The 14,143-nt window shown below is 62.4% G+C and carries 10 protein-coding genes; 4 read left to right on the top strand and 6 right to left on the bottom strand.

Features of this window, described 5'->3' with window-relative positions:
- The first annotated feature begins 164 nt into the window (after positions 1-164).
- The 4 genes from GY937_09470 to GY937_09485 are packed head-to-tail and all read left to right on the top strand — an operon-like array spanning position 165 to position 6,454.
- Complete coding sequence (locus tag GY937_09470) at positions 165-1,322, top strand: hypothetical protein (protein MCP5056937.1); 1,158 nt, start codon at positions 165-167, stop codon at positions 1,320-1,322.
- Positions 1,319-4,129 (top strand): hypothetical protein, encoded by a 2,811-nt coding sequence (locus GY937_09475; GenBank protein ID MCP5056938.1) that lies wholly within the window; start codon positions 1,319-1,321, stop codon positions 4,127-4,129. The genes GY937_09470 and GY937_09475 overlap by 4 nt, the downstream gene beginning before the upstream one ends.
- The gene (locus GY937_09480) at positions 4,126-5,331 is read left to right on the top strand and encodes a glycosyltransferase (protein MCP5056939.1); all 1,206 of its coding nucleotides are present in this window, start codon (positions 4,126-4,128) and stop codon (positions 5,329-5,331) included. Before GY937_09475 ends, GY937_09480 begins: the two co-directional genes overlap by 4 nt.
- 7 nt (positions 5,332-5,338) lie before the next feature.
- Positions 5,339-6,454, top strand: coding sequence for a hypothetical protein (locus GY937_09485; protein ID MCP5056940.1), 1,116 nt, complete (start codon positions 5,339-5,341; stop codon positions 6,452-6,454).
- Here the strand turns inward: GY937_09485 and GY937_09490 are convergent.
- From GY937_09490 to GY937_09515, 6 genes are all read right to left on the bottom strand, one after another.
- Positions 6,436-7,596, bottom strand: coding sequence for a glycosyltransferase family 4 protein (locus GY937_09490; protein ID MCP5056941.1), 1,161 nt, complete (start codon positions 7,594-7,596; stop codon positions 6,436-6,438). The genes GY937_09485 and GY937_09490 overlap by 19 nt on opposite strands.
- A gap of 28 nt (positions 7,597-7,624) precedes the next feature.
- Positions 7,625-9,052, bottom strand: a complete 1,428-nt coding sequence (locus GY937_09495) for an oligosaccharide flippase family protein (GenBank protein MCP5056942.1) — start codon at positions 9,050-9,052, stop codon at positions 7,625-7,627.
- A gap of 267 nt (positions 9,053-9,319) precedes the next feature.
- A complete protein-coding gene (locus tag GY937_09500) occupies positions 9,320-10,468 on the bottom strand; it encodes a hypothetical protein (GenBank protein ID MCP5056943.1) in 1,149 nt (382 codons plus the stop codon).
- 342 nt (positions 10,469-10,810) lie between these two features.
- A complete protein-coding gene (locus GY937_09505; protein ID MCP5056944.1) occupies positions 10,811-12,040 on the bottom strand; it encodes a glycosyltransferase family 4 protein in 1,230 nt (409 codons plus the stop codon).
- An 11-nt stretch (positions 12,041-12,051) separates the two neighbouring features.
- The gene (locus GY937_09510; protein ID MCP5056945.1) at positions 12,052-12,906 is read right to left on the bottom strand and encodes a DUF3473 domain-containing protein; all 855 of its coding nucleotides are present in this window, start codon (positions 12,904-12,906) and stop codon (positions 12,052-12,054) included.
- Positions 12,907-12,909: 3 nt separating this feature from the next.
- Entirely contained in the window at positions 12,910-13,695 is a 786-nt protein-coding gene (locus GY937_09515) for a hypothetical protein (GenBank protein ID MCP5056946.1), read from the bottom strand.
- Positions 13,696-14,143: the final 448 nt, after the last annotated feature.

Genomic DNA, 14,143 nt, shown 5'->3' on the forward strand with positions numbered 1-14,143 from the left:
TGGACGTCGAGCGACCAGCCGCTCCGGCGTATCGAGCCACTCCAGCCAGTGCTTGAACCCTTTGGGGTCTGGGGGGTTCTGACGATGGTTCGGGCTGCCACGCCGATTCCCTGGAGGAGCTTCGCTAGCCTGCCGAGTTCCCCCGCCATCACCTCGAGGATTCCTTGCAACCGACGCTTGTCATCTTCATCGACGGCCTTCCTTTCGACCAGCTCGAGCACATGCCGTTTGCACGGACCTTTCCGGGGCGTGCCCGATTGATCCCCGGGCTTGGCTACAGCGTCAACTGCCAAACGGCGTTGTTCACAGGGAAGACTCCCGACGAGCTGGGCTTCTGGTGCGAATGGAGCGTCTCTCCGGAAACCTCACCTTTTTGGCTATGGCGCCACCTGTTTCGCCTCCTCTCCCCTCTCGAGTGGTTCTACCCCGCGAAACGCGTATTCCACAAGATCATCGACAAGTTGGCGCCGGTCTCGTACACGAAGAACATCCCGATCCCCTACCTCGCGACATTCGATGAAACGGGGCATTCGGTATTCGATCCGCCTTTCGACCAGCCTTCGCTCCTCGACCATCCGCAGCTGACCAAGTTCATCCACCACGATTTCACACCCGGCCCAGACCGGGATGCTCGGATCGCAGCGGCCGCCCGGGCTTTTCTCGACGAGCACGATCAACCCGGCTCCGTCCTGCTCACGTTGGTCGGAATCGACTCGTGTTCCCACTGGGAGGGGGTCGGATCGGACCCCTACCAGAAGGAACTCGCCGAGAATGATGGGTACATCCGAGAACTCTCCGAGCGCTTTCTCGCCAAAGAGAAGGACGGGCTCGTGCTCGTCGTATCGGATCATGGGATGACCAACATCGAAACGACCGTCTCGATCGATCTCGAGGGACAGTTCGGCTCCCCTGCCCTGGATCGCTACAGCTACTTCAGTGAGGCAACCTTGTTGCGGGTCTGGATCCATGACCAGGAACTGCGGGGTCCCATGGCCGCCTACCTCGATTCCCAGGAGGGAATCGAACGACTCACCGAAGCGGGACGAGACGAATTCGGGCTCACGAACGAATCGTTCGGCGACCTGATCTACCATACACCCGAAACGATTCAGATCGTGCCGAGCTTCTGGGGACCCAAGCCCTCCCGTGGCATGCATGGGCACCATCCCCGATACCGCGGCCAGCACGGGATCTGTTTGAGTTCCGACTCGGAGCTATTCGGGGATGATGCTCGCGCTCGGGATTTCTACCGGGTCCTGGCCGCGCGTTTCGAGAGCGATAGTGTGGCCGCAGCTTCTTCCCGAAACGAAATGCTCCCGTGATTCGCCGCCGGACCATATTCGCCATCTCGAGTGCCAGTACTTCTATCCTCGCCCTGCTGGGCTGCGCAACCATCGCGCTCGCAGCCAGTGATCCGATCATCCTGGTGAGTCCCGAGATCGACCACCACGACAGGATCGAAGCCATCGCGACGCGACTGATCCCAAGACCAGGGGTATTCCGCGTGGATCTCGAGCGAAGTGGTGGCCAGGGAAGCCGCGACTGGTACCCGGCCTTCGGTGCACCCCGCACGGTTCCGCTCGGAGCCGGCCTGGTCGTGCTGGAGAACGCCCCAGCAAGCGCGTTGGCACGCTTGAAGGACCCGACGGGCCGCCCTTTCGATGAGGCATTGGTGGGCTGGGTCGAGAGCGGGCATCGTCTCCTGATCGTCGGTGGAAGCCCGAGCCTGGAGAGCTATGCCGGGACGCGCCTCGAGGCTCTGATGGGTTTCTCCCCGGCCGCGGAGCCGGGCGGCTTCCGAAAGCGCAACCGTTCGAAGATCCGCGGCCCGGATTTCGGCCGCGGCCACGTCGACCGACTCCACGAAGGCGTCGTAACCTCGGCGCGGGTTCGCCTGTGGGCGGGCAACCGCCCCTTCGTGTTGGAGAACCGGATCGGCGCAGGTACGGTGACCGTCGTGCTGTCGGGTGCTCAGGGCCAGCTCCGAGCGGACGGCCCTGAAGATCCGGAAGAGTGGTTCGCGTCGGAAACCTGGGCAGATTTCCTGCGGGCAGAAGTCGAGTTGGCGAGCAAGAAACCCCTCTCGCTCGGGCCGGAACCCAGCGCAGCACCTGCGGTTCCGGCGCCGACACGCGACTCTTTCGATATCCGCTATTTCGCGATCGGATCCCACCCCTATCCATTCGCACTTGCACCGGGCGAAGCATGGGATCGCGCGGCGGAGCTTCGCAACCTCGGCTTTACGAGTGTCATCTTGAAGGCACACCCACGCCGACCGAGAGACGACCTGCAGGCCTTGGGCGAGATCGCTCGAGCCGGTCTGCAGATCGTCTACTACCACTCCCTTGTGAGAAAGTCCGGAAAGGAACGCTTCGAGGACCTGGGCACACCTCCCCGCGGCCTTGGCTTCAATGGCGAAGACATGGGTTGGGACATCCACGACACCCGTTTCAGGAAGGGCTTGGCGCGGTTACTCGACGACCGGCCTGGGGTGACAGGCCTACCTCTGCGTGCCGTCCAAGTAGTCGAAGAATTCCAGGACGGCGGAATGACCAGCCCCTCTCTACAAGATGTCGTAAGGGCCCATGGACTCCGAGGCGACGAGAAGCCCGGAGACCCCAGGTGGATCGAACTCCAAGCCCTACGCGCCGATGCGACCCGGGAGACCTTCGATGGCTTCCGAGCGATAGCCCGCCACCTTTTCCCGGGGCTTCCGCAATCGACCTACTGGCCCGCGTCCTACTGGTACCGACCCGATGACTACACCTACCGCCTCTCGGCCCTGGCCGGTGCCGTCGATGAAATATTCGCTCCAGGCTACGGCTACGCATACGAAAGACGCGGGGGAGGCCCTGCCTCCGTCCGGCGTTCGGCATCCGAGGCCTGGTCCGCACTCCAATATTCTCCGGCCGGACAGCGGTACTTGGCGATCTACGCGCTGGGCCGTCCTTTGAAGCGCAATGGCCCGCAACCCGACGCCTTCGTGTGGAAGGAAACCGCTTGGACAGCGCTGGCTCACGGTGCAAACGGCCTTGCCTACTGGGCCCTGCCCACAGGTCCGGCACTCGCCTCCTTGGGACCGCTTCATGAAGAGATCGGGAGACTGGGACCATGGCTCGCCGCGCTGCCCCGCACACCGGCTCCAGTTGCCTTGCTCGAATCGTGGACCAGCCGTAGCGAGGCGCTACCCGAACGGACCAAAGAGCTTTCGACCTGCCTTCGGCACACCCACGAGGCTCTCGAGCTGGGCTTCGAGGACGTAGACCACGCCTTCGAGGAGAGGCTCGCGGTCTTGCCGGCCTCCACTCGTGCACTGGTGTTGATCAAGTCACCCTCTCTGGCGGAGGAGGCGATTCCCCACTTGCGCCGGTTCGTCGCGAGAGGAGGCCATTTGTTCGTCGATGGACAGTCGGCCAAGCGGACCCAGCCGGGCCGCCGCCCCCTCGATCTGGCGGCCGCGCTTGGGCACCCCTCCCAGATCCACTCCGTACCGACCCTGGGCAGCTGCCAAGGGCTACGGATCAGCTTGGCGGCAGCCAGCAAGAACTGGCAGCTGGCCCTGACCCGAGCCGGCCTTCGAGCCCGGGCCGACACCGCGGCTCCAGACACCGAGGCGACCCTTCGCGGCGGGCCCGAACTCTGGATCGTGTTCGGGCTCAACCACGGGGCACAGCCCCAGAAAGTGCGGGCCCGCCTCTCATTCGCATCGAACGATTACGAATGGACGGAGCTGCGCAGCGGCGCGTCGACTCCACCCCAAGGATCCCATGCTCTCACCTCGACTCACGACGTCGCCCCGGGTGAAGCAGTTGTATGGATGGCAGCACGCCGCCCTGCGGTTGCGATGAACACAGACGTCGTACCAGCCGCAAGTGGCTCCCGTCTCCAGATCGACGTCCGAGATGCCGAGGGAGAGCCCGTGGCCGAAGGTTATCCGATTCACGTCGAGATCGGCGGGGACGTCTGTGCGCGCCCGCGGACCGTCCACACCACGCTCGAGGGAGGCAATACGGAAATCCCCCTCTTCTGCGAGAATGCCGAAGTCGTGAATGGACCGATACCCTGGATCGTCCGCGATCCGCTATCCGGCCTCCAGGCCACGTCACTGAACGGACCGGAGAGACCTTGAGCGAACCCCAATCAAAATACCGGCCCATCGCGCTGACCTACATGGTCCACTACCTGCCGGGATTCCAGGCGGGCGGCGCGATGCGCACCCTGCTCAACATGGTCGAGGCGATCGGCGACGATGTCGAGTTCCGAATCGTCACGAAAGACCGGGACTTCCTCGCAACCGAGCCCTACCCGGACGTGCCGCCCGGGGAATGGGTCCGCGTCGGCAAGGCCCATGTCTTGTATGTGGCACCGGAGAACCTCTCTAGCAACTACTTCGCCGAACTCGCACGCACGACACCTCACGATCTCGTCTACTGCCCGAGCTTTTTTGACCCGCGATTCACCTTGCTGCCACTCCTCCTGCACTGGCTCGGGCGAACCCCGCAAGTGCCCGTGGTCGTGGCGCCCCAGAACGAACTCTCACCGGGCGCACTGTCCCTGAAGGCCCTCAAGAAGCGCACGTTTCTGACTCTTGCGAAGCTCCTGGGGTTCCATCGCGGTGTGGTCTTCCACGCTTCGAGCGAACTCGAACGTGAGGAGATTCGGGTTGTGTTCCCGCGATCACCCATCGTGATCGCAAGAAACCTCTTGCATCCGCCCGATGACAGTGGGGAAAAGAGCTCTGCACCCAAGGAAGCCGGCAAGTTGCGAGTAGTCTTCCTCTCCCGGATCAGCGCCAAGAAGAACTTGAGCAGCGCGATCCGATTCCTCTGCGACCCGGAGCTGCGCGGCGATATCCAGTTCGACATCTTCGGTCCTATCGATGACCCGAACCATTGGGCAGAATGCCAGTCTCTACTCGAAGAACTCCCCGCCCACTTACACGTCAACGTGCGTGGCCCAATCGAAAATGATCGGATCGGTGAGGTCCTGCCGGACTATCATCTCTTCATCTTGCCGACCCTGGGGGAGAGCTTCGGCTATGCCATCCTCGAGGCCATGTTGTGGGGTTGCCCAGCTCTGATCAGCGATCGCACGCCCTGGGAAGACCTGGAAGAGCACGGAGCGGGTTGGACCCTTCCACTGGAAGAACCTTCTCGCTACCGCGAGGCGATTCAAGCCTGCTTGGATGCCGGGCCGGAGGAGCAACTCGAGCGGGTCGAGGCCACCAAGAGCTATGCGCGACGCTCCCTCGAGGAATCCGGCGCAGTCGAGGAAAACCTCAATCTGCTTCTTGACTTGTTGCCAGACGCGCCCACTCCCCGCGGACGCTGACGAATCGTTGGGCACCCGAGGACACGAACTCTGCGACCGACATGGCTACCCGACCGAACTCGGAGCCCTACTGGATCAGATTGTGGATCTGACGAAGCAGTTCCTGCCCAACAGCCGCGGAATCGTCTTGAGTCCGAGCATCTCCACAGGAGACTTCTTGTGGCAGCGAGACGGCTCGGAAGTCGTCTTCCTTTCCGACATCGATGGTTTCGTTTTTGCGGATACGGATGCAAGCGGCCGGGACCGCTTCCGCCAGGCCTTGAAGCATCTCGCCTCCGTGGGCGGTGGAAGCCACTTCAAGATCGATCTGGCCGTCTGCCCATCCGCGGCGTTGGGCCAGATGCCGCAGACCTTCCAGATGGCGGAGACAGCCATCGCGGGTTTTGTTCTCGTAGGGGACGACCTGCTTTCTGGCTTCCCTCGGCAGTTCGATCCTCGTGCCTCCCGTCAGGCATTCCTGATGAACCTCTGGAAACCCCTCGATTACTACGGCTCCCCTGGCTGGACACAGGCAGCAGCGCGCCTGCTGTTGGACATTCCGCTGCTCGCGAGCTCGGAGGAAGGGACCTGCCACCCCGGCCATAGAGCTCGTGCGGAGTGGCTCCTGACCACGCGACCCGGCCGGCTCGGAACCGATCCCGCCATACGAGCGGGTGTCGAGGCGGCCCTCGAGGGGAGGCGAACACCACCGGGTGATGAAACCCGACTGCGGGAGCTGCTGGTTCCTGCACTGCGGGCTTCGATCGCCGCACTCGACGATGGCCCCCCCCCGCCTCGAGACCCGGATGCCGCTCTCGTTGCGCGATTCACGAATTGGCTTCCGCCGCGAACTCCGCGGCGCCGGCTGGGCGAACTGCGCAGCATCCTTCGACGCCCGACGATGCCCTGGCGTGACATTGCCTGGTGGCGGGCACGCAAGGAAGCGCTCGGTGGAGCAGCCCTCTGGGGCCTACTGGTGTTCACCCTGGATAGCGAGGAAAGAACGCCGGGCCCGGGGATCGCCAACTGCCTATCCCGCTTCGCCCGCCGGCCGGAATTGAACCCAAACGACACGGACTTCCTCGAGAAAGCCCGTCAACAGTACCGGCAGGGGCTCGTCGAACTCTATCCCTCCCTCGGATAGCCGAGAGCCGCATCGATCACTTGTTCGACACCTCGCGCCTGGGCCGAGACGGAAAAGCGCCCGGCAACGGTTTGATGGCCGCGACGCACCAGCCGCTGTCCGAGTTCCGGATCCTCCAGAAGGCGGCGCAGTTGAACGGCAAGTGCATGCGAATCCTCGGACGAAAAGAGCAGGCCGTCCTCTTCATCGGTCACGATCTCCAACACCCCTCCGGCCGCAGAGCCAACCACAGGAATGCCCGCACGCATCCCCTCGAGAAGAGCGAGCCCAAAAGGCTCGCTACGTGACGCCACCAACAGACAGGAAAGTCGAGGCAAGAGAGAGACCGCATCGGAACGATATCCGGCGAACTCCACGCGGTCAGTCACTTCCAGCTCCTCTGCAAGTTCCCGCAGAAGTTTCGAGTACGCCGGATCCGGCTCGCCCCCGATCAGCAGCAGGCGTAGATCGAGCGATTCCGCCCGAAGTTCTGCAATCGCGCGGATCGCGGTAGTTTGCCCCTTCCATGCATGCAGGTTTGCAAGCTGGCCCACCACGAATCCACCTGCCTCGAGGGATGGAGGGTTGGATGGATCGGCCGGGTTCACATCAGGCATCGGACCGATCCCGTTGTAGACCGTCGTCACATGATCCGGTGAATATCCCGCACCCAGGAGTTCCTCGCGAACTGCATCCGTGATGGCGACGATTCGAGCCGCTCGTCGCGCCAATGGAAAGAACGCGTGACGCCAGAGCGTCCGTGAACGCTGGGAAAGCAGATTGTGCTCGTGGTAGATGAAGCGAGTGCGCGTCAACAGTGCCGCCGGTCCGGCAAAGTGGAGCGCGAAGATCGAATTCACGTAGAGGACATCGGGGCGCACGCGGAGGATCAGCATCGCCAGCGCAACAACCGCACGAAGCAGATTCCAGGCTACCCCGAACAGGGCACCTCGATTCCGGGTATCGAAATCCACCGCAGGCAACCGATGGACGGCATCCGCCACGCCGACCCCCACTGGGTCCGCCAGATTCCGCTCCCTGGGAACGGCCAAATGGACTTCGAAGCGGTCCCTGTCGAGGGCTCCTAGGAGGTCGTCGAGCACACGCTCGCCGCCTCCAGCTCGCGGGTCGAGGGTATGGTTGCAGAACAAGATACGGAGCACGGCTGGCTTTTCCCCCGACAGGTACGGTTCAGGTCCAGGTAGCGTTCCGGCCCTTGCGCAGCTGGATCAAGAAGCGCACGGCGCCCAGAGCCTCACCCGAAAGCAGGGTCATGACTCCATAGAAAAGCAGAGGGGCGACAACCGCGCTCGCGACTGCAAGCCAGCCTGCCTCGGCGGCGAAGTGCAGATGGATCCAACCCGCAGCTGGCAACGCGACGACAAGAGTCGCGATTGTCTTCGCCACCAGAGCGAAACGAAGATAGGTACGCAGGTGCCACGTGAAGCAAGCCAGCAGAAATATCTCACTTGCCACCATCGCACCGATGGCTCCGGGGATACCGAAGCGCGGCACCAATATCAGGACCAACACGACCGTAGCGACCAAGCCCAGGAGAATCGAGCGCGCCCGGTCACCCTGACGCCCGCAGGAGGTCAAGATCACGGACAGCGCCGAAACACAGAACTTCGGGAGGAGAAAAACCGAGCCCGCGCGCAGGATCGGATAGAGATCCACGAACTCGGCGCCATAGATCGACGAAATTCCTGGCCGAGCCAATGCGCCAAAGGCGATCGCGGTCGCCCCCGAAAGCAGGAGCACACTGCGCAGGGCCCCGTTGACGAGATGACGAAACTGCTCAGGAGAAGTCGTGGAATAGATCCGCGTTGCCGTCGGAAGGATTGCGGCCCCTGCCAATGAACCCAAGGTTCCGGCAATCGCAAGCAGCCGCGAAATCGACGCATAGCGCCCGACGAACTCCTGACTCTCGATCATGGACACGATCAAGACATCAATCTGGCCAAAGGCCAGCATGGTGAATGAAGTCGTGGCGTACGGCAACGCGAGCCGAACGGTTCTCCACTCGGGCGGCAGGACGATGCCGAAGCGCACGAAACGGCGTGCCATCAGTGCGGAAGCACACCACTGGAGGGTTGCCGCGGCGAGAGAGGTGTAGCCAACGACCGTGGCCGAATACCCGAGCGAAAAACAGATCAGGGTCGAAGCGACCAGGGTCACGGAATTCACGAGGGTCGCTACCGCTTCGAGGTCGAGACGTTCGCTCGCACGACATACCGCGGAATTCAGATACGAAAATGAGCGGATGATCGAGGCAAGACCGAGCAGAAAGCACAACTCGAGAACCCAACGCTCGTAGGGCAAGACCAGGCAGAGCCCGATCAGGCCGACCGTCGCGGGGGCGGCCATCAAGATCTTCAGACCCAATGCCTTGCGAAATTCGGTCGCCAGTGACTTCGGCGAAACTGCCCCTTCGCGCACCAACCGAGGCGAGAGCCCGAAATCCACTACAAATACGAAATAGGCAGTAACTGCGACGGCGGTTGAATAACCACCCAGCCCTTCGGCCCCAAACAAACGACCCAGGGCTGCCAGAACCACCAGGTTCATGACCCGACCCAAGAGATTCGAGCCTGTAATGAAACCTACGTTGAACAGCACCCGCGTGAGCGGGCTCCTCCTCTTCTGGCCTTGCAACCAGGCTCCTCCGGGGCTGGACCGTTGCCATCGGCTCGATCCACCGTTTCATCAGTGGCCGGAGCATCGGGGTTCACAAAATAGCCGGAATTCTGATCCGGTGAAGGCAATGATTGGCGCTCTATCGCACATCTCCCTGCGGGTGGATCCGGAGCGGAAAGAACGATGAAGACCACCCGGCGACAGAAAGGAGGCATGCCGGACATTGCCCGACCCTCGACCGTCCCCGAGTCAGGATCGCCCCGCAGCGATCTCCGCAAGGATCGTGGCGTTTGACCGTGCGAGCGCGGCCAGCGTCGCCTTCTTCTCAGCGAGCTTCTTCTTGATCTCTTCCCGCTTCCCCCATGTCTCATCCAAGACGTGGCTGAACTTGTCGAAGTCCAGATCCGACGTGGATGCACCAGCCCGCAATCCGTAGTGACCGAGAAAGGCATCGACCTTCGGCACTCGACTGATTCCGAGGATCGGTGTACAGGTGAGCGCCGAAAAAATCAGAAGATGCATGCGCGAACTGATTACCAGCTCTGCACCACTCACGATCGCAAGAACCTCATGATGAGAGTAGGGTAGTTCGAGAATCGACGCATCGTCCGAGTGCTTCATCCGCGCCAGAACACCCTGCATTCCACAACGATCCGCTGTCGGCATTACATTCATCGGCACGAAGAGAACCCGGGCCCCGAACTCTGAGATCACGTGATCTGCAGTGCTGGAGATGAAGTCGAGGAGTGCATCACGGCGATCTACACCGTATGCGAAATTGATGACGACAAGAGGCCGACGGCTGGAGCCCGATTCTCCCGGGCGAAGCGATTCGGTCGCATCGATCTCGGGCGATCCGCCCAGCGCCAACACGGGGTCTGCGGTGGCAAGGATTCGCGGTCGCTCGACACCGAGCGCGTGCATGAGGCGATCCTTCGAATCCTGGTCGCGGACGGTAATCACATCTGCCCGATTGTAGATGTGACGCACGAAGAAGCGCGCCCAGGGCGATTGGATCTCTTCGACCCCGACACCATAGACCATCGTCTTCTTTCGAAGCAGTATTGCGGCAAGGAGCATGGTCATGGGATACCCGGGATGCCCAGTGACCAACCCTCTCCAGCCACGCGTGTACTCCGCAATCAGAGCGCCGCCCCCGACGATCAGAACATCTACACTGGCGATCGCGGCATAGGTTCGGACGCGGTTCGCGAATCCCTCTAACTCGAGGGTGCGGATAGCAAGGCGTCTACCCATCTCATCGGACTGGCGAGTCACAGCCGTGATCTCGATCTCCGACTCGACATTCTTGAGTTGATCGACCATGGCCACGAGGATCGCGTCATCGCCTATGTTCTGTCCGCCGTAGGCCGCACTTGCGATCAGAACCCGGGTCATCCACAGGCCTTCAACGGGTGAGTATCCGAGTCAGAGAACTGCCCGGGTGCAGGTTCCCCAACAGTCCGTTCGGATGACGATGCCACACAAGTGTCCTGACGAATACGCCTCACCTCGGGTCTATTGGCTGCGGCTGAAAGAGTTGATGGCCTTCTGGGAGCCAGCCCCGATTTCGTTCTGACCCTCTGCCGCGAATGCTGCCCTCTGTCGAGCTCGGCGAACGCCCTCGATTCGACAGGGAGCGCGACTCACGGCACGTGCAAGTAGATGCCCGGGAGCGGGACGAAGCGAGCGACTCTCGAGACTCACTCATGCGCGTGCCGCGGGAGGTGATGGGCGCTTTCATTCATTCGGATTTCGGCCCTCGGCCACGGCCTGCACAGCGCGCAGCATACGAGCTGCCAGGGCACTGCGACGGAAGCGTTCCTGGAGGGCCTCCCCACCCCGCGCCGCCAGCTTTTCGCGTGCGGCGGTATCTTCCGCCAGCTGATGCAGTGAACGCACCATTGCATCGGCGTCTTCAGGCGGAAAGTCGATACCACAGCCCACTTCTTCCACGACGATCCTGCGGCTCTCGCCTCGAACGCCGATCAAGATGGGTGTGCGCAGCTCCATCGCCTCGAAGATCTTCGAGGGAATCACCGTCTCGAAAAGGGGGGAGTTCTTGAGCACCACCAGGGATACATCTACAGCATTGAGGAGTTCGAGGGCGCTCTGGCGCGGCTGTCCGGGGATGAGGGTGACATTGTCGAGCTTGCGTTCGCGGGCGATCTGCTCCAGCTCGTCTCGGTCTGCTCCATCCCCCATGAGGACGAAGTGGAAGCGGGGATTCCCTTTGAGCAGCTCCGCCGCCTCGAGAACTGCGCTCAGCCCGTGACACAGGCCGAGTGTGCCGATGTATCCGGCGGTGAAAGCGTTGCGGGGAATGCCCCAGTGATCCCGCACTTGTTCGGGGTCGATCTGGGGTCGGTGCTGGCCGGGTTCGATGCCATTGGTGACGACCACGATGCGTTTGGGATCGACCCCCACCTTCTCCAGATGCCGCGCGAAAGGCTCGGTCACGGGAACCACGAGGTCAGCTTGCCGGTAGAGGAAGGTTGCGAAGTCCTCGATCGCTTGGACGAGACGCCCCTTCTTCATGGCCCCCACAGCGAGAATGGTTTCGGGCCACAGGTCCCGCAGCTCGAACACGAAGGGTCGCCGTTTGAGCTTGGCCACCATCCAGGCCGCTGCTGCCGCGAAGAACTGGGGAGAGGTGCCGATCACCACGTCGGGGCGCCTCAAGAAGCAGCTCGTGATGACAGCACTCAGCATGAAGCTCACGTAGTCGAGAATGCGCTTGAGAGAGCCCTCGTTGCTCGAGATGTAGGTCCATACTCGGACGATCTTGATGCCATCGAGTTCTTCGCGTTGAAAGATGCGGTTGCGATAGCCCTCGTAGACCTGGCCGCGGGGGAAATTGGGGGCGCAGGTCACTACGGTGATGTCGTGTCCTGCCTTCACCCACTCGCGCAAATGTTCGTGCGTGCGGATCGCGGGCGCGTTTGATTCCGGCGGGAAGTTGTCAGACAAGAAGAGGACTTTCACCCCGATGCGACCTCTTGTTCGGCCGCCACGGGGGGGGCGCAGCGCATGTACTCCTCGAAGGTCGTCCACTCGAAGCGGTCCAGCAGCGCGGTCACCTTGGCCAGGCAGTTCGAGACTCCCACATAGGTACGGAAGTAGGTGTGGGCTGGGAGTTCAAGGCGAGGCTGGTCCGGATCCACGTCTCGAGGGTGGAGATAGACGATGAGGGGGATCCCTGCCCGCTCTTGAGTGGCCGCCCAGGAGAGCACCAGCCGCTTGGGGAGAAGACGCAAGTAGCCGCCGCCCAGGTAGCTCCAGCGCGCCATCCGCAGATCGACGGTCGAGATGGGGAACTCCACCAGCCCGTTCTCGAGCACTGTTGGCAGGGGGGTGGTACCCGGCAAGCCGCCGTGGGAGCGCATGGCTGGGAAAGCCGAGGAGTCGTAACTGAATCCTTCCTCCTGGAGGACATCGAAGGCCCAGAGGTTCTCGTGCTTGATGGAGAAGCCGGGGGCTCGAAAGCCCCGGGGCTGGGCTCCGCAAGCCGCCCCGATGGCGTCGTTGGCCCGGCGCAGATCCGCCCGGAACTCTTCGGGGGTCTGGGTATAGATGAGGGTGTGGGAGTAGCCGTGGCTCGCGATCTCGTGGCCCGCATCGGCGATCTCCGCCACCAACTCCGGGTGCTGCTCCGCCACCCAGCCCAAGACAAAGAAGGTGGAGTGAATGTTGCGCTGAGCGAGCTCCGCCAAAAGGATCTCCATATTGTGGCGCACCCGTGATTCCAGCGACGCCCAGCGGTCGAATTCAGGGGCGTCGGAGTTCTCGAGGAGATGGAACCAATCTTCGACGTCGATGGAGAAGACGTTGGGCATGACTCAGAACATCCGGATTCCGCGCGAGCGGAAGACGCGGGCATCTTCCCAGGTCGGAAAGCTGAAATAGGTGGAGTCCTCGTCGCGATTGGGCTTTCGCTGCACCGAGCCGTCCTCGATCTGTTCGATGGCTTTCACCAGAGCGGTTCCCGCGGCGCTCTTGGTCTTACCGAGCAGAGAGTTCCAGGTCTCTCCCGAGTCGATGGTGACGGGTTCCTGGTGGAGGATCTCGCCGTTGTCGAGTTTCTCCGCCAGGTCGTGGACTGTGACCGCGGTTTCCTTCTCACCGTGGTAGAGGACCCAGAAAGCAGGCATGAGACCCCGGTAGCGAGGCAGCGGTGCCGAGTGGACGTTGATGCCTCCCTGATCAAAGCGCCGCAGGACTTTGCCGCGCAAGATCTGGGGACAGGAAATCGAGGCCAACAGGTTGGAAGGATGGCGGTCCAGGATGTCATGCATCTCCTGGGAATTCACTTTGTCCACATGAAAGGTCGGGATGTTGAACTCGCGGCCGACCTCCTCGAGGGACCAATAGCGGCGCGGTGCCGGCGGGCGGAAGCCCAGCATGGGACCGAGGCGTGCCCAGATGACCTGTAGGCCCATGCGTAGTGTGCCGTGAATCCCAAACACGGGTAGGTGGCGAAGCAAACCCTTCACGGCCCCACCGTGGGTCGACATAGGGGGTGAGAGTACGATGCAGGAGATTTGCTCGGGCATGGCCTCCACCACGGTCCCTACGGAAGAGGGGAGGAAGACCCGCTCGTCCTGGGAAAAAATCGCGATCTTCAAGCCGGCTCCTATTCGCGCACGGCCATTCTCTCGGCTCGGCGCGGAGCAGTTTAGCAGACGGGGGTGCCCGAAATCTCGCGGAGAGCTGCTGATGGCGGAGTGCCGGAAGAGTTGCGCGGGGGTTCCCAGAAGTGCCTCGCAGCCAGGCGTGCCCGCGTGCTCGTGAGCGCGCAGCTCCTGTGAAATGGGAGCGCAACTCCTCCGGAATTCGCGGTTGACGCGGCAGAGCGGGCTACGCCTCGCTGCCGGGCCGTGACCTGTTGGACGAGACATGCCCGAATGTCGGTCGGTGCCGGTTCCAGGAGTTGCGGAACCTGCCAACGACTTTGAGACACTTCGGGTCTCGATTTAGTGAGCACCTCCTGGTTGTAGCCCCGTGGTCTGGGGCGGGTTGATGTAGACGGCTTCGGGCAAGGTTGCCGGCTGGGGGCAGCCTCGCGGGAAGCGC

The organism is bacterium (assembly GCA_024228115.1).
Classification (GTDB): Bacteria; Myxococcota_A; UBA9160; order UBA9160; family UBA6930.

What these genes read in the sequence shown, in the direction of transcription:
- GY937_09510 (MCP5056945.1), bottom strand. Translation starts at nt 12,906, where the DNA reads ATGCCCAACGTCTTCTCCATCGACGTCGAAGATTGGTTCCATCTCCTC.
- GY937_09500 (MCP5056943.1), bottom strand. Translation starts at nt 10,468, where the DNA reads ATGACCCGGGTTCTGATCGCAAGTGCGGCCTACGGCGGACAGAACATA.